The organism is Flavobacterium sp. Leaf82, from assembly GCF_001422725.1.
In the GTDB taxonomy this organism is placed as follows: domain Bacteria; phylum Bacteroidota; class Bacteroidia; order Flavobacteriales; family Flavobacteriaceae; genus Flavobacterium.
Map to the genome: position 1 here is coordinate 387,134 of NZ_LMMA01000032.1, position 20,068 is coordinate 407,201.

22 protein-coding genes and 1 pseudogene are annotated in these 20,068 nt (G+C 34.0%); 8 read left to right on the plus strand and 15 right to left on the minus strand.

All coding sequences use genetic code 11. The annotated features are described in order from the left end of the window. Positions 1-151: 151 nt before the first annotated feature. The 8 genes from ASF10_RS16210 to ASF10_RS16245 form a co-directional block, all read right to left on the minus strand. Entirely contained in the window at positions 152-1,336 is a 1,185-nt protein-coding gene (locus tag ASF10_RS16210; protein WP_056251106.1) for a DUF3570 domain-containing protein, read from the minus strand. Between the two features lie 17 nt (positions 1,337-1,353). Continuing rightward, positions 1,354-1,587, minus strand: a complete 234-nt coding sequence (locus ASF10_RS16215; protein ID WP_056251109.1) for a DUF4266 domain-containing protein — start codon at positions 1,585-1,587, stop codon at positions 1,354-1,356. Beyond that, positions 1,584-2,477, minus strand: coding sequence for an FAD:protein FMN transferase (locus ASF10_RS16220; RefSeq protein WP_056251112.1), 894 nt, complete (start codon positions 2,475-2,477; stop codon positions 1,584-1,586). Before ASF10_RS16220 ends, ASF10_RS16215 begins: the two co-directional genes overlap by 4 nt. A gap of 40 nt (positions 2,478-2,517) precedes the next feature. Next, the gene (locus ASF10_RS16225; protein WP_056251113.1) at positions 2,518-2,952 is read right to left on the minus strand and encodes a thioredoxin family protein; all 435 of its coding nucleotides are present in this window, start codon (positions 2,950-2,952) and stop codon (positions 2,518-2,520) included. A 105-nt stretch (positions 2,953-3,057) separates the two neighbouring features. After that, complete coding sequence (locus ASF10_RS16230) at positions 3,058-3,747, minus strand: VIT family protein (protein WP_056251116.1); 690 nt, start codon at positions 3,745-3,747, stop codon at positions 3,058-3,060. Between the two features lie 9 nt (positions 3,748-3,756). Further along, positions 3,757-4,155 (minus strand): hypothetical protein, encoded by a 399-nt coding sequence (locus tag ASF10_RS16235; RefSeq protein WP_056251122.1) that lies wholly within the window; start codon positions 4,153-4,155, stop codon positions 3,757-3,759. A 137-nt stretch (positions 4,156-4,292) separates the two neighbouring features. Then, positions 4,293-4,730, minus strand: coding sequence for a hypothetical protein (locus ASF10_RS16240; protein WP_056251125.1), 438 nt, complete (start codon positions 4,728-4,730; stop codon positions 4,293-4,295). Positions 4,731-5,005: 275 nt separating this feature from the next. After that, positions 5,006-5,344, minus strand: coding sequence for a hypothetical protein (locus ASF10_RS16245; RefSeq protein ID WP_056251128.1), 339 nt, complete (start codon positions 5,342-5,344; stop codon positions 5,006-5,008). Positions 5,345-5,735: 391 nt separating this feature from the next. Here ASF10_RS16245 and ASF10_RS16250 point away from each other — a divergent pair, with 391 nt between their 5' ends. Continuing rightward, positions 5,736-6,167, plus strand: coding sequence for a hypothetical protein (locus ASF10_RS16250; protein WP_056251129.1), 432 nt, complete (start codon positions 5,736-5,738; stop codon positions 6,165-6,167). 256 nt (positions 6,168-6,423) lie between these two features. Here ASF10_RS16250 and ASF10_RS16255 read toward each other — a convergent pair whose 3' ends face one another. The 3 genes from ASF10_RS16255 to istA all read right to left on the minus strand — a co-directional run bounded on the left by ASF10_RS16255 (position 6,424) and on the right by istA (position 9,369). Continuing rightward, on the minus strand, positions 6,424-6,825 hold the full coding sequence (locus ASF10_RS16255) for a response regulator (RefSeq protein WP_056252214.1): 402 nt from the start codon (positions 6,823-6,825) through the stop codon (positions 6,424-6,426). Between the two features lie 242 nt (positions 6,826-7,067). Then, on the minus strand, positions 7,068-7,805 hold the full coding sequence (gene istB / locus ASF10_RS16260) for an IS21-like element helper ATPase IstB (protein WP_056251131.1): 738 nt from the start codon (positions 7,803-7,805) through the stop codon (positions 7,068-7,070). Between the two features lie 16 nt (positions 7,806-7,821). Further along, positions 7,822-9,369, minus strand: a complete 1,548-nt coding sequence (istA, locus tag ASF10_RS16265; protein ID WP_056251134.1) for an IS21 family transposase — start codon at positions 9,367-9,369, stop codon at positions 7,822-7,824. 328 nt (positions 9,370-9,697) lie between these two features. On the opposite strand from istA, the gene ASF10_RS16270 reads away from it, so the two are divergent. Continuing rightward, entirely contained in the window at positions 9,698-10,069 is a 372-nt protein-coding gene (locus ASF10_RS16270) for a hypothetical protein (protein WP_317039052.1), read from the plus strand. 188 nt (positions 10,070-10,257) lie between these two features. On the opposite strand, the gene ASF10_RS16275 is transcribed toward ASF10_RS16270, so the two are convergent. From ASF10_RS16275 to ASF10_RS23970, 4 genes and pseudogenes are all read right to left on the minus strand, one after another. Beyond that, positions 10,258-10,752, minus strand: a complete 495-nt coding sequence (locus ASF10_RS16275; protein ID WP_056251140.1) for a hypothetical protein — start codon at positions 10,750-10,752, stop codon at positions 10,258-10,260. Positions 10,753-10,827: 75 nt separating this feature from the next. Then, a complete protein-coding gene (locus ASF10_RS16280) occupies positions 10,828-13,488 on the minus strand; it encodes a TrlF family AAA-like ATPase (protein ID WP_056251142.1) in 2,661 nt (886 codons plus the stop codon). 53 nt (positions 13,489-13,541) lie between these two features. Next, on the minus strand, positions 13,542-14,216 hold the full coding sequence (locus tag ASF10_RS16285; protein ID WP_056251145.1) for a hypothetical protein: 675 nt from the start codon (positions 14,214-14,216) through the stop codon (positions 13,542-13,544). 169 nt (positions 14,217-14,385) lie between these two features. Next, positions 14,386-14,670 (minus strand): annotated as a pseudogene (locus tag ASF10_RS23970) (DNA polymerase IV); the annotation flags it as partial. A gap of 783 nt (positions 14,671-15,453) precedes the next feature. Between ASF10_RS23970 and ASF10_RS16290 the strand changes: the two are divergent. The 6 genes from ASF10_RS16290 to ASF10_RS16320 all read left to right on the plus strand — a co-directional run bounded on the left by ASF10_RS16290 (position 15,454) and on the right by ASF10_RS16320 (position 20,056). Next, on the plus strand, positions 15,454-15,843 hold the full coding sequence (locus ASF10_RS16290) for a single-stranded DNA-binding protein (protein ID WP_056251147.1): 390 nt from the start codon (positions 15,454-15,456) through the stop codon (positions 15,841-15,843). Positions 15,844-15,880: 37 nt separating this feature from the next. Continuing rightward, positions 15,881-16,240, plus strand: a complete 360-nt coding sequence (locus ASF10_RS16295) for a hypothetical protein (RefSeq protein WP_056251150.1) — start codon at positions 15,881-15,883, stop codon at positions 16,238-16,240. A gap of 30 nt (positions 16,241-16,270) precedes the next feature. Continuing rightward, positions 16,271-16,651, plus strand: coding sequence for a PcfK-like family protein (locus ASF10_RS16300; RefSeq protein WP_056251153.1), 381 nt, complete (start codon positions 16,271-16,273; stop codon positions 16,649-16,651). After that, positions 16,648-17,964 carry a PcfJ domain-containing protein gene (locus tag ASF10_RS16305; protein WP_056251156.1) on the plus strand — a complete coding sequence of 439 codons (1,317 nt, stop codon included), beginning with the start codon at positions 16,648-16,650 and terminating at the stop codon, positions 17,962-17,964. Before ASF10_RS16300 ends, ASF10_RS16305 begins: the two co-directional genes overlap by 4 nt. A 230-nt stretch (positions 17,965-18,194) precedes the next feature. After that, positions 18,195-18,665 (plus strand): JAB domain-containing protein, encoded by a 471-nt coding sequence (locus tag ASF10_RS16310; protein ID WP_056251158.1) that lies wholly within the window; start codon positions 18,195-18,197, stop codon positions 18,663-18,665. 632 nt (positions 18,666-19,297) lie between these two features. After that, entirely contained in the window at positions 19,298-20,056 is a 759-nt protein-coding gene (locus ASF10_RS16320; RefSeq protein WP_056251164.1) for a GGDEF domain-containing protein, read from the plus strand. Positions 20,057-20,068: the final 12 nt, after the last annotated feature.

A 20,068-nucleotide genomic window follows, 5' to 3' on the forward strand; every position in this document is an offset into this window, starting at 1 on the left:
CTATTGCTGTTCGCTGATTTAAAGGTAACGGTTTTTTATCAGAGATTCTTATCTGTTCTTTTTGTACCAGGACAATTTCATTTTGCTGCTGTGATGTTATTCAAACACAAAGCCCAATTGGATTGGGCTTTGTGTTTTTAAATAATTAATTCTATTTGTATTTGATGTTAATACTGATAATGTCCGAAGTCATATTGGTAGTTCTTGTATAATGACCATAACGAATCTCTAAAGTATTCCAGTGTTTGAGGCCGAAGATTCCGTTTAATGGAGTGAATTTCATTCCCATCCCAAAGAAACTGCTGTCAAACTTAGACAAATCATAGTTGCTGGTGTAATATTCATCAGCTGCTGTATGTTCGCCATACGGTTTAAAATACTTCGTGCCAGTTTGGGTATAATATCTGTAAAACGGGCTCATTGAAAATGCCTGGGTTAATTTCACCGGAATTTCAAGATCGGCAGTATGTGCTCTGAGACTCCAGTCATCGGTATAATATCTGTAATAGGCGCGAATAATTACATTGTCTCCTAAGAAATAACTGGCCCTGATCCCCAGTGGAATTTTAAGTCTGGTATCGGGCATTTTTTCCTGATGAACAGAACCGTCTGCAAAATAAACCCTGTGAAACGGAAGGCTTAAATATCCGTTTTGGCTGATAACGTCACCTACAAGCATGACCTGCAGATTTTTGTTTACTACCTGAGAATAACTCAAAGTTCCTGCAAAAGTATTTCGGTTCGCGCTTCCGTAGCCTTCGCCTCCCGAAGTGCGAAGCTCAACAGGTTCAATCAGTTTTAACTGATCGAGAAAGGTTTGAAATTTGGCCGTGAATTCACCATTTCTGTCTTTTGTTTTTTGGGAGAAGCTGATATTGCCTCCAAACGACTGATAATCAAATTCGGTCGATGATGAAACGCCAATACCCAATGTTCTTCCTTTCTCTTCATTTTCTCTTAGATAAGTTAGAGAAGGGTAGAAGCGGTTGTCTGAAGAAGATGCAGATGAATTGGCACTTAAATCAATCATATCTGATGAGGCAGAGGTATAGTGGTCAATACCGGCTTCAATATCAAAAGTATGCTTGATTCCGGTTTCTCCGTATTTTACCAGTTTAACATCGATCGTGTTGGCAATGTCGGTTAAATGTTCAGAACCAATTCCCCCGGTAACGGCTGAATTGTTTCCGTCCTGCTTGTAATAGCTGGAAACCAGATTTACCTCCTCTAGTTTTAATTTTTTGCTTTTGTAAGCTGTGGAATCTGTAGGAACATTTTGTGCTCTTGTCTGAAATAATGCCAGTAAGGCAAATCCTGTAATGAATATTCTTTTCATCTTTTATAGTATGAAAATTAGTTACAACCGCAGCCGCCGCCGCTTTTTCCTGAATTTGCCCCGGAAGCTCCTTCACGGTAGGATTGGAAACTGAGTTCTGTCTTTTCTATTTTCCTGTTGGAAAGGACCATTTCAGAATCGTTGATTTTTCCTTTCTGGTATTCTTTTACCGATGTGCAGGAGGTGAACAGAATGCCCGTAAAAGCAATGCTGCATAACAGTACGAGCGCTTTTTGTTTTGGCTTTTTCATTTCAGGTTAATGTTTTTAGAAGTGTAAATTTTATTGTTGTCGTCGATGATAATACAATATAGATCTGCTATCTGATCTATTAAAAACAAGCCTGCTTTAATACCCATAACCGCTATTGGAGTGGCCATTGCATCTGCAAATTCTGCGTTTCCGCTAATAATGGTCACGCTTTTTATTCCGGTTATCGGAAGTCCTGTTTTTGGGTCAATGGTATGCGAATATTTTTTGCCGTTAATGGTTACAAACTTTTCATAATTTCCAGAGGTCGCCACTGCTTTATTGGAAATTTCCATATAAGAGAATGCTGCATTTGGCAAATTAGGATCGGCTACGCCAATTGTCCATTTTCTACCGTCTGGCTGTAATCCCCAGGCCGAAAGATCGCCGCTGGCATTAATAATGCCGCTCTGCACATTATGATTTAAAAGTATCTGTTTTGCCATTTCAGCGGCATATCCTTTTCCAATGCCGCCAAAACCAATCCGCATTCCTTTTTCTTTTAAAAATACGGTTGTGTGTTCCGGGTCTAAAATGATATTTCTGTAATCAATAAGGTGTACCATCTTTAAAGCCGTTTCGGCATCTGGTAATTGGGTCATTGCCTTATCAAAATTCCATAGACTTTTGTCGATACTTCCATAAGAAATATCAAAAGCACCTTGTGTAATTCTGGAAATACCAATACATCTTTCGATAAGATTAAAAACTTCCAGATCTACTTTTACCGCCTTAATTCCTGCATTTTCATTAATGAGATTGGTCTGGCTGTCCTCTTTATAAGTAGTCAAAAGTCTTTCAATCCGCCTGATTTCTTCAATGGCAAGATTAATATTCTTATTTCCAATATACTCATTTTCGGCCACAACAGTGATAGTAAAGTTGTTTCCCATGAGTTTTAGGGACTCGGAATACTTCTGTTTTTTCAGTATGTTACTTTTTGCTATCACAGATTGCTTTTATTTCGGCAGTCCACTGCTCAGGTGTAGTTTCTGGTTTTCCGTGCCAGGTTTTAAGAACTTTTCCATCAGCATCAAGAAGAAGGGTTAAAGGGAAACTTCCTTCTTTATTGTAAATTTCGGCTAAATCTTCATTTCGCTTTACCTGCTGGGGAGTTCCAATGTTTTTCTTCTTTCTTGGAAAATCAGCATTAACCAGTACCAGATTCTCGTTGGCCATATCTGTGAAAGCCTGATTTTCCAGATAGTCTCTGCGCGTCACGATACAAGGCCCACACCAGTCTGAACCGGAGAAGTTGAGTAGAATTAATTCGTGCTTTTCCTTTGCCACTTTTTTGGCATTAGTAAAGTCAGGTTCCCAGTTGATGGGAAGCACTGTCATTAAAAGGAACATTGTAATTAGTTTCATTAAGCGGTTTGTTTTTAGGTATATACGAAATAACGAATTGTCGGGGATCTTATTTTTTTTGCTTGCTTAAGATTCGATTAAATTTTAAATCAAAAAAACTATTTTCTAAGCAGTCTGGACACCAAAAATATAGCCCACCAATGCCGAGGCTGCCATGGCAAAGGTGCCCCAGATACAGATACGCAATACTGCTTTAAAAGTATGTGAACCTCCTGCTTTAGCGGCAAGTATTCCCGATAATGCCAAAAAGAGTATAGAGAAGCCATATTGATAAAATACCATTTCTTTGATAGGGGCAAAAATTGCGACCAAAAGAGGCAATAAACCTCCAATGATAAATGATACTGCCGATGCAAAAGCTGCAGTTAAAGGATTTGCTTGTGTGATTTCATTAATTCCGAGTTCATCGCGCGCATGGGCTTCAAGGGCATCATGAGCCGTTAATTCGATGGCAACCTGTCTGGCCAGTTCTTTATTTAAACCTCTTTGAATGTAAATATCGGTGAGTTCTTCCAGTTCTTCTTCGGGCAAGGTATCGAGTGCATTTTTTTCTCTTTTTAAATCAGCTGTTTCAATGTCAGATTGAGAACTTACCGATACATATTCGCCTGCCGCCATGGAAAGAGCACCGGCCACTAAACCGGCTACTGCCGCAAGCAAAATAGGTTCTCTGGTTACACTCGCCGCCGCAACACCAATCGCTAAACTGGTGGTCGATAAAATACCGTCGTTTGCACCTAGGACAGCTGCCCTGAGCCATCCGCTTCTGTTAATATAATGAACTTCAGTCTCCATAATTCTAATTTATTTTAGTTTAACCCAGTCCGGACTTTTAGAGATTTTTTCAGCACCTCCAAAATTAGTTTTTAGAAACTGTCTTATTTGTAATGCTGTTTTTTTTTGTGTAGCACTTTTCCAGTCATTCATATCATAAATATGAATCTGCTTTGCATTTGCGTTTGTAACAAATGAAATTCGGGATATTGAATCCTTATATTTTTTTATTTCATTTAACATCTCGCGATTTGGCAGCACAACAAGAATATTTTCCCAATCAAGAAAATCCTTAGGGATATCCTCACGGTCTTTTAATCCTAAAAATTCGAAAAAGGCTATTATTTTTTTGTCATTAAGCTTCTCTATATTTGAATCAACTGATTTTAAGAAGGTATGAAGTTTTGCCTCATCCTGAATTGTATTCATATTAAATTTTTTTGTTTTATATCATAAAAATTACATCAACACATTGTAAAATAATGGATTAAGACTTGTAGAATGATTCTGAATTTTATAATACTATTTTAGGTTCGTAAATATTTTATGAAATAATCAGTTAGCAGTTATCTAATTTCAGAATGTCTGATTTCTCCGCCTGTAGTGCCTGTTTGCTGACCAAAGTATAAAACTGTCAGGGAGAACACCAGTATAGCCAATGCAATATAATTAGCATACAATTTCTTTTTCCAATTGCTCCATAAAGCGACTATTGAACCTATGCCCAATGCATAGGATAGTAAAGCAAATATCTCTGCTTTTTCTTCATGTTCATGGATTAAACTTTTAGAGATTCCCTCAATTTGTTTTACCACATGCTCGGCGCCTTCGCCTGTTGCTATTGCTGCAAATGCCGTAATTGCTCCCAGTATAAAAATACAGTAAGCTGTTCTTTTTACAATTTCAGATTTTACTGCAAATCCGCCTATGAGTATCAATAAACCTACAATGGGTATAATAATAGGCAAGTGGTTCAATACTAAGTGATAATGCGCTCCGTTCATAATGTTTTGTTTTAAAGTATTAATTTTCTATTCTTCTTTGTTCTCCATTTTCATCCAGGCAATGCATTGGCTAAGCCAGATTTTGTTCCTCTCGGCATTGCTTTTCATCGACCAATCGGGGCAATTGTAAAAAGCCCTGCGATGAGTTTATTGTTTACGGAAAACTCAATTATTTTAGAAAGCATAAGTTTGTTTTGTTAATCGTCGTTGTAAAAAATAAGCAATAGCAAAACACGCGTCAGTAGACGTGAAATTTTTAAGCCGATAAAAAACGATTAACAGTCTCTGGGCGGCTGCCAGATAGAGGAAAGGGAAATGGAAGAATAGGCAAAACAATACGTATATAAATTTTGTTTTTTATACGTAAAATTTACTTTTTGTATGGTTTCGTATTCTTGTATTAAAGGATAAAATACAACAGAGCTGATATTGGTGTGTGATTTAAAAGGCAGTTTCATATCCTTAGCATAATCGGCATCAAATACATCTGGTCCCTGATAATGAATGCACAAAAATTGAAGAACAGTTAAATTAGGATTTTGCTCTTTATGTTCCACATAATGTTCTACCATTACAGGCAGCTTTATAAGCTCTACCAACTGCGTTAAAGACAAAAGGTAGACCGATAAAAATAATATGGAAAGGTGTTTTTTCACAATTCAAATATAGCTAATAATCCTGTAATATTTTTAGGTAACTACTTGTTTAGAAATGTTGTAAATAGTTAAGTCTTGCCAAAATACTTTTAAGTTTTACCTCCAAAAAGATAAAAGTCTGTTTAAAAACAAAGGGCGATAAAGCTATTACTGGAAGTTTATTCTTACTCACTAGAATGGTTCTAAATGTTAAATTTGATTGTTTTTTTTCTTGAATTCACACTAAATTAGCCATTGCATAAAAGCCACTGTTAAAAAAACGCCTTATTTTTTATTTATCAGCTGTTACAAGATTACATAGCATTACCAATAAACTTATCCTGTAGTAATTTAATTAGAAATATTATCCATGTATACTATAAATACGCAGCTGGCCTACTTTAAATACAACTTAGATTCTAAAAAGTTAATTGTAAATATTAAATGGTTTAAACTTGATAAGTTTAGCAATTTAAATTTGCAAGCGCTTTCTTTTAACAAATCAGATCTTGAACTATTTAAGAGTTTTATAGCTAAAAATAAACCTAACTTTCCCGGTTCTTGTTTTGTTGAGCAAACCAGAAAAGAAGGATTTGATATGTTGATCAATAATGAATTATCCCAAAGTGCATTGCCCTATTATCTCATTTTATCCAAAAATCCAAAGTTAAATTTGGGCAATTCGATTTATCAGGCTGAAATGATAATCTTGATGAATGAAAATTATCAATTCACTATTAATTATACTTTGGATTTTGACGTAATAGGTAAAATTGAAGTTTACAAACAGGTGAAAGAATAGAAAATAAATTAAATCAAAAAAAATCAATTTACGGTTTAAATTATCGAATATTTTTATGTTACATCATACAAAGCATCAAAATCTCCCGGTCTATTATCGATAAACGAAAACGGTGTCTCGAAATTCTTCAGAAACTGAAAGGAGAGCAAAGTTAACCAGATTCTAATTTTCAGTGGTCTTATTCCGAAAATTGGTGTGGCCATTTAGTTGACAACTGTTTGTTAATTGTCCTAATTTTTCCACATTTAGAATAAAATTATGTATTTGGGTGAATGCAATTTTTCCAGTACTCAAGTACTGTATTGATAATTGCTTTTGTTTTATGGAAGTCATTTTCTTTTTTAAAAAAGCCTTGAATACTAAGTGTAGTGTAAGCTTCTTCAATGGCATTTTCCGTTGCTGCGGTTGAGTAAAAAACAAAAGGTATGCTTTTTTTTCTAAGGACCGGGTCAGCATCTATAAGTCTCTTTAGCTCCAGTCCATTCATAATTGGCATGTTCACATCGCAAAAAATAATCAGCATTTTTTCATTACTGTTACATAGATATTCAAGTGCTTCTGCGCCATTAATTTTCCAGACGATTTTGTTAGTGGTACCCAGAGATACAATTACATCTTCTAAAATCTCCTTGTTGCAAATTCCGGTTATATTGATCACCCCATTCCGTTTTAAAGTGAGCACCTGATTCCAGTTCAAAATGACCACCTAATTCCGGTGCAAAGTGAGCACCTCCGTTTTNTGCAAATTCCGGTTATATTGATCACCCCATTCCGTTTTAAAGTGAGCACCTGATTCCAGTTCAAAATGACCACCTAATTCCGGTGCAAAGTGAGCACCTCCGTTTTGATTAAAAACTATATTTTTTCATCTGTTAATTAGTATTCAAATATAATAAAATATCACTCTTTGTTTATTCCTCTTTTCTTTCTCATCGATTCTCCATGTAATTCAAGCCTGTGAGATTGGTGTATAAGTCTGTCTAATATTGCATCGGCTATCGTTTTTTCTCCAATTATATCATACCAGCCCTGAACTGGGATTTGTGATGTCACGATTATAGAGCCGTTATTATGCCTGTCCTCTATGATCTCCAAAAGAGTAATCCGGTTATGGCTGTCAAGTGCCTGAAGCCCAAAATCATCAAGTATTATAACATCCTGTCTTTGTATTTTGGTAAGTTCCCGCAGATAAGTACCATCTGCTTTAGCCATTTTTAGTCTAGCAAACAATTTTGAGGTATTAAAATAACTTACCTTAAAACCCTGTATACAGGCTTGATAACCTAATGCAGTACCTAAATAACTTTTACCAACCCCGGTACTTCCAGTAATTAAGATGTTTTCATTTTTCTCTATAAATTCGCATTCTGCCAGACGCAGTACCATGTTTCGGTCCAGATTTCGTGATACATCAAAATTGATACTTTCAATATTTGATTTGTAATGGAATTTGGCATTAGTGATACTTCGTTCAATACGGCGATTGTACCTTTCATCCCATTCTGCATCAATAATCATCGATACAAACTGGTCAAGGGTATAATGATCTGTTTTTCCGCTTTCAATGGCTGTTTTAAAAGCATTAAACATGCCATAAAGCTTCATCTGTTTCATTTTGGTTACTGTGGATTCATTCATTTTTTCAAGATTTAATTTAGTTATAATAGTGTTTTCCTCTTATGTTACTGTGATCGGGAAGTTCTTGCTCAGGTTCTTGCTCAAAATCAATATGATCCAAGTTGTTTTCTAAAATATTTTGTATGGTCTTAAAATTGTAAATTTTAAAATCAAGTGCGCGCCTGCAAGCATTTATTAATCGCTGTCTGCCTACCTTTTTTTCAAAATTCAGTATTCCTAAACAACTCTTATAAGCCTGTTCCGGATGATTTCTGCTTTCGATTATCTGCATTATATATTCTCCTACTGACTCATCAATATTATTAGCCCATTCAATGAAGCGGGCAGCACTCCATTGGGCTACAAATTGATGTGTACTTGCTAAATGCTCAGGGGTTGTTGTATAGACATAAGGTTTGTAGTTTCGGGGATGTACAGCTATTCGATTGTATTTATAATAAATCTCTACCGTTGATTTGGTATATAACAGCTTTGCTTTCTTTTTTACATATTGATACGGAACGCTGTAATAGTTTTTGTCCTGGCTTAATTGAACATGACCGTTTTGCATTACCGTTGCAAAAGATTGGTATTTAATTTCAAAACGATCTTGTGGCAGTGGACGCAGTTTTTCTTTTTCGTCTTCTAAAAATAATTCAAAGCGGGAATAAGGGCGTCCTGTAAGTTTTCTGTTATTGTGAGAGTCAAGTAAATCCCAGATCTGCTGATTTAATTCTTCCAGAGAAAAGAACTTAGTTTCTTTTATGGTTACATAAATCCTTCGATATAATATCTTAACAGCTCCTTCAACTAATGATTTGTCTCTGGGTCTGTAAGCTCTGGCAGGTAAAATTGTAGTTTCGTAGTGTTCTGCTAAATCAGCCAAGGTTTCATTGATTGTCGGTTCAAAACGACTGCTTTTTATTACTGCAGATTTTAAATTATCCGGAACAATGGCGGCAGGAGTGCCTTCAAAAAAGCGCATGGCATTCTCTACTGAGTCAACAAAGTTTTCCTTTTGCTGGCTCATGGAAGCTTCAGCATACGTGTATTGGCTGGCTCCTAATATTGCTACAAAAAATTGTACTTCTTTGACTTCTCCGGTATCTATATCAATAATTGAGAGTGTCTTTCCAGCATAATCAACATACATTTTATCACCAGCCTTATGGTTCATATGCATGACCGGATTGACTCGTTTGCCCCATATATTGTAATGATAATGAAATTGTGAAGTTCGATAACCATCCGGATTTACAGCAATATATTGTTCCCACATATGCTGTACGGTAACGCCAACTTTTTTTAGTTCACGTTCCATTTTAGGAAAAAAATCATAAAGTGTCTGGAATCTCGGGCTAATGGCCTCTACACTAGTCTGGGAGAACAAAAGTTCCAGCTCTGCATCGGTTTTTTGGTCGATTAATTCAAAGCTTAATCCGAGAACTTCAAATAAAGAAATATATTTCTTTACCGTATTTCTTGAAAGGGATAAGTAGCTACTTATAAATAACTTACTCTTTCCATTACAATAGAATTTAATTACTTTTCTAATTTTACTCATGTCTGTTATTTTGTTTGCCATAATCCGTATATTTTTAACGAATGTATGGTTCTAACAACATGAAAAAATTAATAGTTTTTAATCGTTAATTAACCACAAAACTTGGTGGTCAATTTGCTCCGGAATTAGGTGGTCAGTTTGCTCCGGAACGGGTGGTCAATTTAGTCCGGAATTAGGTGGTCAAATTGACCGGTTTTTCCANCTTGGTGGTCAATTTGCTCCGGAATTAGGTGGTCAGTTTGCTCCGGAACGGGTGGTCAATTTAGTCCGGAATTAGGTGGTCAAATTGACCGGTTTTTCCATTACAGGAGATACTTCCAAACAATTATCAGAGCGATTCGGAAAAATTATGCAGGACAGGGAAAGCCTGTCGATCAACAGCGCCGACACTTCAATCAACCGTTCAAAACAATTGGAATCTGCAGTCCCGCCCTCGAAAATCTCAGGACTAAGTTCTGGCGAATTTGTGGGCATGGTGGCTGATGATCCGGATTGTAAAATTGAACTCAAAACCTTTCATAACGAAATTATAAATGACCATGAAGCGCTGAGAAAAGAGATGGAAAATTATAAGGAAATACCTCCAGTTCGAAAACTTGACAATGCTATGATCCAGCGCAATTACCTTCAGATAAAACAGGATGTTCAGGATATAATTCATTCCGAAATGGAACGCCTGCTTAATGATCCCGCGCTGGTGTATTTGGTGTTAAAGAAATAGCAAAAACGATAAAAAAATAAAATATAGAAGCAATTTTACAGGAAAATTTTCAGAAATAATCCAGTTGATAAACAATCCAGCTCCAAAACTATAACAGCAGTCAATACCTAGATGATAAATCTTTATTGGAATATTGGACAGGATCGGACGATGGATTTTCGTAAAAGGATTTGTTAATTTTTAATTGTCTAATTGATATCCATCTTATTAATGAGATTTTTTTGTTTATTAACCTCTACTTTCAGTTTGTTTACTTCATTCTGTAAATTTTCTAAATCAGAATTATTTTTTATTTTAACAAATATGTTTGTTAAAAAAGTTACAACTGCAATTATCAAAAGTATTGTTATTGACCAGTTTCTTACCTTATTAAAATAATTTTCTCTTGATTCTTTTTTTCCTTCGTTTAGATATTTATAATTATAAAATGAGTCAATTCCAATATTGGAAATCCAATAGTAATACTCAAAATTATCATCTTCCTTTTCCTTTACTTCGTTTTGATTTTTAAGATAGTATATTTGCTCTAAAATTTCGTTTTCTGAAAGATTTTCGACTTTAATTAATTGTGTCCACGTAAGAGCTATATCAGAAATATGACTAGCGTTCGGGCTATTACCTAATTGATTTTTTTCAAAAAGCTTTTTTAAAATTTCATGTCTTATTTTAAATCTCTTTTGCATTTTAAGTTTTTTTAAGTAATGCTTTTTACAATTATAAAATCTCACTAATTGCTACAAATTTACCTTATTAGTTGTTTATTTAATTCCATAAATTTCTTCTCGTTGTTTAAAGGCTCTTTTGCCTCCTTCTAATATTTCACAACAAATTGCTCTTGTCTCTGTTCTATCAATTGATCCTGCATCAATTACATGAGTAACTATATTTGTGCTTTTTAAAGGAATAATAAGTTCCGCATCTCCTAATACTGCAATATTCGGATTATGAGTTACAATAATAACTTGTCTTTGCTCTTTAATTTTCCTTAAATTTTTAACAATGGTTTTAACAATAAATTCGCTATCTAAATTGTCCTCTGGCTGATCAATTATTAAAGGTTTATTACTGTCTGATAACATAAGAATACCAAGCAAAACGGATTGTTGTTGACCAAGAGAAAGCTTTGAAAGTGGCTTTGATAAATATTTTGTAGTCCCATCACTTTCTACATAAGTCCTAGTAATAGTAACTTCGGGTAAATCATCAAATCTTATTGCTTCAAAATCTTCAAAATTAAAATCATCATTAATCTTATTTATAATACTTTGACATTCTAAACTTGTAAACACCAAACTACCATCGTCATCTGCTAAACTAATTAATTTATCAAGCTCATTTTTTTGACAAATTTGAAGAAATTGGAAAACTGAAAAATTTGAAGAAATTATTTTGGGTTTTTTATTTTGCCTCCAATCCATTTTAGATTTTAATAGTTCTTCAAAGTCTGTTGAAAATATTCCTGATTTGTATTTTATGGTTATAAAAAAACCATCAATTGTATTTTTTAAACTAAGATTGGCTTTTTTTGAAAAAACCTTTCTTATATTAAAAATTTCTTTCTTGTTAATTAATCGTTTTTCAATTAATGCTATACGCTCATCATTCAATTTTTGCAATAATATTTTATCCTGATTAAGCTTTTCTATTTTCTTTTTATAATCAATTATATCTATTGATATCTGATTTATTTTACCTAAATCAAAAGGTATTCCTTGAGCTTCTAATTGTACTTTCTTAGCGTTTATTTTTACCTGAATTTCTGTTTCCTTTTGAGCCCAATTTTTCAATTCGATATTTAATTCTTCAATTTTTGTAGTAAGTTCAGAATTCAATTCAGTTGATTTAGATTTTACAACATTTGAAAAATCTGAAACAATAGTTTTTACATTTTGAAAAAAATCTTTTCCGACAATAATTTCGTCGTCAGATATAGCTAAAAAATTAACAAACAAAGTATCATCAGAAAAAATCTCTTTATACTTGGCTACTAACTCTTTAAGCTTAGTGATCAATTCTGCCCTAATTTGTCTTTCTTTTATTAAAGAATTTTGATAGATTACTAAATCTCCGGCTTTTTCTTTTTTTAAGTTTTCTAATTTTTTTTCTTCGTTTTTTAAGACTTTTTCTGTTTCTGTATAACTTAATAATTCAAGTCTTATTTTTTTTGATGAGCTTTGGTTTTCTAATAATTCTTTAATTAGTAACTCATCATCAAGATTTTTCGATTCAAGATTTAAAAAACTATCTAAAAAATTAATTAATACTTTTGGGTTTTCATCACTATGTTGCAATGTTTCGGCAGTTTCGCCTTGCCCATAAGTCTCGATATCTATCTTAATTATCCCATTTATAGGATCAGTTACATTTCTTATTAAATTATTTTTTTCTCTAACAAAATCAATCTTTTGATTAGTCTCATCATAATATGTTAATTCTATCTGTTGTGGCCAAACTTCAGAATCCACAACTCCATATTTTGATTTATTACCAGTTGCTTCACGTATGGATTCAAGTAAAGTTGATTTCCCCGCTCCTCTACTACCAATAATACATGTTAGATTACTACTGAGATTTATAGTTGTAGATTTAAATAACCCTCCTTCTAATTTTATTGTTTTAATATGTGGTCTCTGCTCTGGAATTTCATTTTCTAATCTTATTCGAGATTCATAATACTGTAAAGCAATTCTAATTGAATGAAAATTTAATTCATCAACTTTATATCTTGTTAACTTATTTTCACCTTCAGCATTTGTTCCCAACTTATTTAAAGTATGAGAATCGGAAGACATAATTTTTGGAAGATTATAATCTGAATCATATTCAAGATGAGTCCTTCTTATACTTAACAAGTTCTTACGTTCATTTTTTAAATCTGAATCATCGAATTCACTGTATAAATTAATTGAGCTTTTAGAATTAATTTCGAATCCTAGTAAATTTTTAATTTTAAAAATCTCTTCCATTTGAGGACCAAACCTTCCGATTGTTTTTTCAAATCCTGATGTTAATTCAATATGAGCAAGAATTCCGAATCCTCCAAATTGATTGGCAAAATCTAAACAATCAATAATACCCTGAGTACAAAGTGTTTTATCTCCGGAAATTGTTAGTTTTCCATGAAAACTTCTTAGTTCTGCAAAAGTTTCAAAGTAAACAAGTAAGTGTCCTTGTGTCGTAGAAATCTCTATCCCGGGTATTACTAAAATATCTTTATCTTTTGCATATTCAATTGCAAAATGAGAATTATTTATTTCATTGTGATCTGTTATGCTTATTATTTTGAGATTTTTTTCAATAGCGGTATCAACAATTGCTTGTGGTGTCATTGTGGTATCAGTCACATCAAATGAACCAAATTCCCCAAAAGAATGGATATGAAGATCTCCTCTATAAAATTGTGCCTGATTATTTACCATTTGTTTGTTTTTAATTCTAAAATTATTAATAAGAATCAACTAATAAGTGCTATTTAAAATTCTTTTAAATCATCCAATGTTGAATCGATCAATGTTGGGATTTTACCATTCAGAACTTCAGTATAGTTTACTTCTTTTCCATTATAAAGGTCGACAGCAATGCAATAATCTGGATTAACGAAAAAATCATTTGAATAATGCTTATGTAAATAACGATAAAGCACGTCAACAAACATCCCTAATTCATTTTTCGTGAAGCCTGCTAATTGAGACACAAACCAAATTCCTCCAATTTCCTCGCTATTATTATTTGAAAATGAAAAAATATGACATGGTTTTGCTTCAATTGGAAATCCTTTAATATTAAGTATGGCATGATCCTTTCTTTGCGTAAGAAAAGTCAAATCAACATTTGGTTTTAAATGTTGAAAATCATAATCCTTAAAATTACTTACAATATCAAGGTTTCTTTGAAATTGATCTTTTATTCTTCTATCTTCTTCAACTCTAATCTTATCTTGCAGTAGACTAATTTTTTCTTCTAATAATTCTACATTGTCATACTTAAAAGCATTTCTAATTGCACTCAAACAACTAATCCAATAATCTCCTCCAGAATCATCAGCAGACTTTATTTTCTCCTTTTTAAGATTATTAACAAAAGTTATCTTTGTCTGATCATTCTTTCCTCTAAATTTTATCAGATTTTTTACTGTTATTTTTTCCATGGTTATACAAAGGTTAAGATTAGAACTAAGTGTTGGATAATGAAACAAATATCAGCAATCCAGAATAATCTTTTTACGGAAAACCATATTTTGCTAAAATTCATAACAAACAATAATAACAATAAATAAAAGAAAAAGAGCAGGTAATTATACCTGTTTAATAAAATACAAGGCGCATTCGCCTCTGGTGTAGTTTATCGAAAAATTCATGGACGTTCTTAGTCAGGATATGGTCAGCAGAAGTATACTGGACCTGGCATTGCCTGGTCTCGTTATTAAAATTGGAATAAAGGATTTTGACCGTTAACGTTGAGATCAGCCATTCTTCGGGGCGCAGTTGAAAAGCTAGCTTCTCGACCATTCCCAGAATTACCCGTTTTAGCTTGGAAAAATCTGTTGTGTCCTGACTGAAGGTATGCTCAGTTGATATTGATTTTCTCTCGGTATAGAGTTCCGTGTTTCACAGGAGATGAAAAACGTATACATGTACATTTGTACAATTGACCTTTCCATAATCTTTTCATTTTATACAGGACAAAATTATTACAGATTGTAACTTTATTTAAAGGTTTATTTGGTATAATTTATAACTAAAATATTTAGTCATTATTTTCTGATACGGTTAACACCTGCAAATATTGAAAATTCAGCGAAAAGAAGTGTCACATCAATAAAACAAAATTACTTTTTTTAATGTGTTTTTTTTAAATAAAGAACTATAAGGATAAAACCCTCGGATAGCCCATTATTTTATTGGATTATAGCGCGTGTATTCTCAAGTGGCAAGTAAAGAATTAATGGTCGATCTAATTTCTCTTATCTCCTATTTCTTACATTGGTTCCCATTATATTACATGTGCGCCTTTTATTCATCCGTGAAAATGCACATTTTCTTTCTATACTGTTTTTTTAAATAAATTTTCCGGTGATTTCTAACTGATGGAAACATTATTATTTCCTATTTAATAACATAGCCTCTACAATTTAATTGCACTTTATAATTGGTAAGGAAAGTAGATAATAGGTTTTCATTCGAAACGGACTAAAAGGGCAGCCAAGATAGCGTGCGCCGGATCCTGCAGGCGCATAACGGCCTTGCCGCCCTTCGGGACTTATAGCCCTCCGTATCCTTAAGCGCCCACTTGATTCTTGCTTTCTTTTTTTCCGTTTTTTCTTTTGAAAACATTTTTTGCGGAGCAGGCGGGAAGAAGCAGTAATAATCTAAAACTTTTAAATCATGGAAATTACAGGACGCTTAACCAGAGATGCTGTTGTTGTTAAAACAGCAAAAGACAGACAGGTTGTTAACTTCTCCATTGCAGTTAATGACACTTACAAAACCAAAGACAGTACTGAAGTAAAAAAGATAGTCACTTTTATTGACTGCTCTTACTGGCTCAGTGCAGGTATAGCCCAGTGGCTTAAAAAAGGTACAATGGTGGAACTATTCGGAAGAATCGGCGTGAACGCTTATCTCAGCAGTGAGGGTAAAGCCGTAGGTAGTCTCACTTTTCACACTAGTAATATTAAAATATTGATTTTCACATCGGATACTCAGCCTGTTCAGTGGGGGAATTTTTTACCCATGAAGAATAAAGACGAAGAAACCGTTGACCTGCCTTTTTAATTCGGACGATAAATGTATAAGCATAAAGAAATGAGTTATGAAAGCCTTAGAAAAATCAATATACGCCGATTATGATGTGCGCCTTGCCTTCAATAAAATTATTCTTTCCGATTTGGAATCCTATGACGGAACTAAAAAAGTAAAGCTTAAATCTTTCCTTGAAGACCTGCAGAGAATGGGGTGCATCAGCGGTATGATTTCCGAATTTATTTATCATGCCGATTGTAAAAAATTCTATATCAAGCATCTTGAGGATTTAGAAGACATCAGGGAACAAATCGAAGATTCGCTTGGCGAAGCTGTAAAAAACAGACACCGCCTGCCTCACTACACTTTTATGTGTTGGCTTTGTTTCGAAGAATACTGTTTTGACATCTACAGAAGCAGTTTTGAATAACAGTTACTGTTCAATCTTAAATCAACTTTTATGAAAGCTTCAGAAAAATTTAAAACCGTTATAGAAAATTATCTCAATGAAACTGCGCAGAGCGACACCGTCTTTGCGCAGAACTTCAGTAAAGCATCCAAAAACTTGGAGGGCTGTTTCAATTACATTTTTGGAGAGGTGAAAAAAACGGGACTGTGCGCCTTTGACGATTCTGAAATATTTGACATGGCTGTTAAATATTATGCAGATGATAGGATTGGTCAGCCTCAGCCTGTGCAATGCAGGGTTGTGGTAAATCAGCCTGAAAAGGCTGATTTGTTTACCTCCGCATCCGAAGTTCCTCAAAACAGCATCGTTCCTAAAACTGAATTTCCTGCTTTAAAACCTGCATCAAAAACCTTAACACTCTTTGACCTATGATACCTAAAACGATCATCGAAAAGCAGATTACAGCGCTGAGTGTTTCCCTTAAACCTGTAACGGAAAAAATGCAAGGCAGGGCAGAAAGATATATTTTCCTAAAATGGGCTGTGCTCTCAAGGGGAAAATTCCACTGTTTGGAATGCGCCCACACTTGGAAGTCTGATGCGCAGAAAGCATCCTGTAAAAATTATATAAACTGCACAGCATGCAGGGGGAAACTCAAAATACAGCAGTACAATCAGGTGCATTTCAAAGAAATAGAGTATTGGGCTGTTTTGAATGTATGCGCAGGATTTCAGGTAGTGCGTATTATCTGCTCGCACAAAAACATGAAAAAGAATTTCATGCCGTCCTACTTTCATAAGGAAGTGATGCAGCACTGGATAAATTCAAAAGGGGAGGTGCGTACACTCTCGCTCGGCACCAACGTTTTTTCAAATACCTATGATGCCTGGAAATATTACTCGCCCCTTGAAATCCGCCCTAAAAATTTTGAGGATTCTCCCAAATACCGCATTAATCCTTATAAGGTTTATGCAGGAGCGCAGATACTTGATGTCCTGAAAAGAAATGGTTTTAAAGGCAGTTTTTACACCATTGCACCGCAGGTACTTTTCACGGCTCTTTTGAAAGATTCGCATGCCGAGACGCTCCTTAAAACAAGGCAGACAGATTTTTTGAAGCATTATCTGCTGTCGCACTCGCAGTATATCAGGGAGAACTGGGAGGCGGTTAAAACATGTTTTAAAAACAGTTATAAGGTGTCAGATTTTACGCTTTGGGAAGATTATATCTCACTGCTGAGGTGGTTCAAAAAGGATTTGAATAATGCCGATAATGTATGTCCTGAAAATTTAGCTGAACAGCATGACAGGCTAGTGGAGCGAAAACGCAGGATTCAGAGATGTCTTAAAATAAAGGAACTCCGCTCGGAAATACAGCGAGCGCAGATTATTTATGAAGAGCAGAAAAAACAGTTTTTCGGACTGGAGTTCACTAGGGAAAATCTCAGCATAAGTATCATGGAGAGCGTGCAGGATTTTCTTGAAGAGGGCGATATACTCCGACACTGCGTATTTACCAACGAATATTATAAAAAGAAAAACTCCCTTATCCTTTCGGCTAAATTTGAAAACAAGCCTGTAGAGACCATAGAGGTGTCGCTTCCATCACTTGAAATTGTGCAGTGCGGGGGACATAAAAATAAGGATTCCCCGCATCACAAACAGATTCTAAAACTTTTGAATCAGAACCTGTATCAGATTAAAAAGCGGATAAAAAACAAAAAAGCAGTCCGAGCCGAAAATTAATTTTCGGCTTTTTTTATCTGAAATTTCGGCGAGCAGACACTTAAAGGCGGGGATATTGTCTCAGGGGTTCAGGCTTAATTCTAAAACAAAGTTCGGGAAGGAAAGGCGGTTCGCCGAAAAAAATTCCCCCATAAATGCAGGTGAAAAACCTGCTTTATTGCGTTGCTTTTTTCGCTCGCTTTCTCATTCCCGGCTGAGGTTCCATAATTAATCTTAAAACTTTAGAAATCATGGAAACTTTAAAAACACTTCAGAACTGGAATCAGGTAGCAGAAATTGAACTGGTCTACAAAACAAAAGTAAAAGCATCCGAAAGACCTTTTATAAATTCTTCCAAAACAGCTTACCAGCTGGCACTCCAGTCCTGGAATCCTGATACAATAGAATTTTTCGAGCAGTTTAAAATCATGCTTCTCAACCAGTCCAATAAAGTGCTAGGTATTTACGAAGTATCCTCAGGAGGTATTTCCGGCACTGTGGTAGATCTCAGACTAATTTTTGCAGCAGCACTTAAAGCAAATGCCGTATTGCTGATTATGATTCATAATCATCCTTCAGGACAGATCAGACCTTCCGAAGCTGATAAACAGATAACCAAAAAAGTTAAGGAAGCAGGCAGAATACTTGATGTTGTGCTGCTGGATCACCTTATCATTACCCCTGAAACCTACTATTCCTTTACAGATGACGGAGCTTTATAGCTCCTTTATTATTCAGATAGGAAAGAAGGTATACTATTAGTGATCTTTATAGTTATTTTCTGCATTAAAACAAAAGAACTTCTATATCTTAATAACTTCTCTCCGTTCCATTTTGATTGAAGGATATGAAGAAAATAAAAAGGAAGGAGAGTATGTAATAGGTGTTTCAGAATATTATGATCTGCGGGATGATAAAAAATATTATTATCAGCTGAAGCATACATGCACAAATCAAACTTTTTATAACTCGGTCATTAGCCCTCTTCAAAATAAATATATCCTACAATACCGCTAAGGATTACATTTAAAATTATTCCCAAATAATAAGTAAACGAAAGGTAATCTGGCCTTCTGTCCTTTGGAGTATTGAAGCCTTATGCGTTCACAAAAAGCCTTGTAATCTTTGGATTATGTGGTTCTTCTGTTTTTGGTTGCCACTTTATTTGCTTTTTGTTTCTGTTTACAACTATTTTATTAATTCTTGGATAATTACGAAAATCTTTACTTAAATACGGTTTTACGTACTTATTCAATTTTCATTTTTAATATATTTGCTAGAATAGTAACTTATAAAATTATATTTTGTGAGAGAGTTTTAATATATTCTTAAGCAATATGTATTCAACATTTGTATGGCGTATATTTATAAATCATTTAAAAAATTCAAAGATGATGTCTTATCTAAAGGTATTTACGACATCTTGAAAGCGCTAATTGTTTCCTTAATTTTACTACTACCGTCGAGAAGGATTCCATATGTGAAGGAGATAATACAAACTAGATATAGTATTTCAATTTATTGGATTTTAATTTCATCAGTTTTGTTGATAAGCATAACCACTCTTGTAATCAGTTATTTATTTAAAAAGAAAATTCGGAATGTAGTTAATGATAATTATACAGATGAATTGACTGGATTAAAAAATCATAAAGCACTAAATGAATATTTAAATAATAAAATTATTGATTCGAAGTCTAAAAATGAGTCTTTATCAATAATTTTAATAGATATAGATGATTTTAAAAAAATTAACACGGAGGTAGGTTTTAATGTGGCGGATCAATTACTTAAGAAAGTTGGAGAATTATTAGGTAACGACAAAAGAGCAACTGATGAAACATTTCGTTTTTTTAATAGAGGGGATGAATTTCTTGTAGTTGCAGCAGAAACTAGCTTAAGTCAGGCTTATCAAGCTGCTGAAAGAAAAAGAAAGATGATACAGAAAAATCTATTTTTAATAGAGAGAAATATTTATAACTTAACTGTTTGCTGTGGAATAACTGAATTAAAAAAAGATGATGATTTTATTACGATAACTAATCGAGTGACTGAAGCTTTAAATGAAGCTAAAAAAACTTCTGGAAAAAATGATACAAAGTCTATTGCTTAAGAATAACTTGTA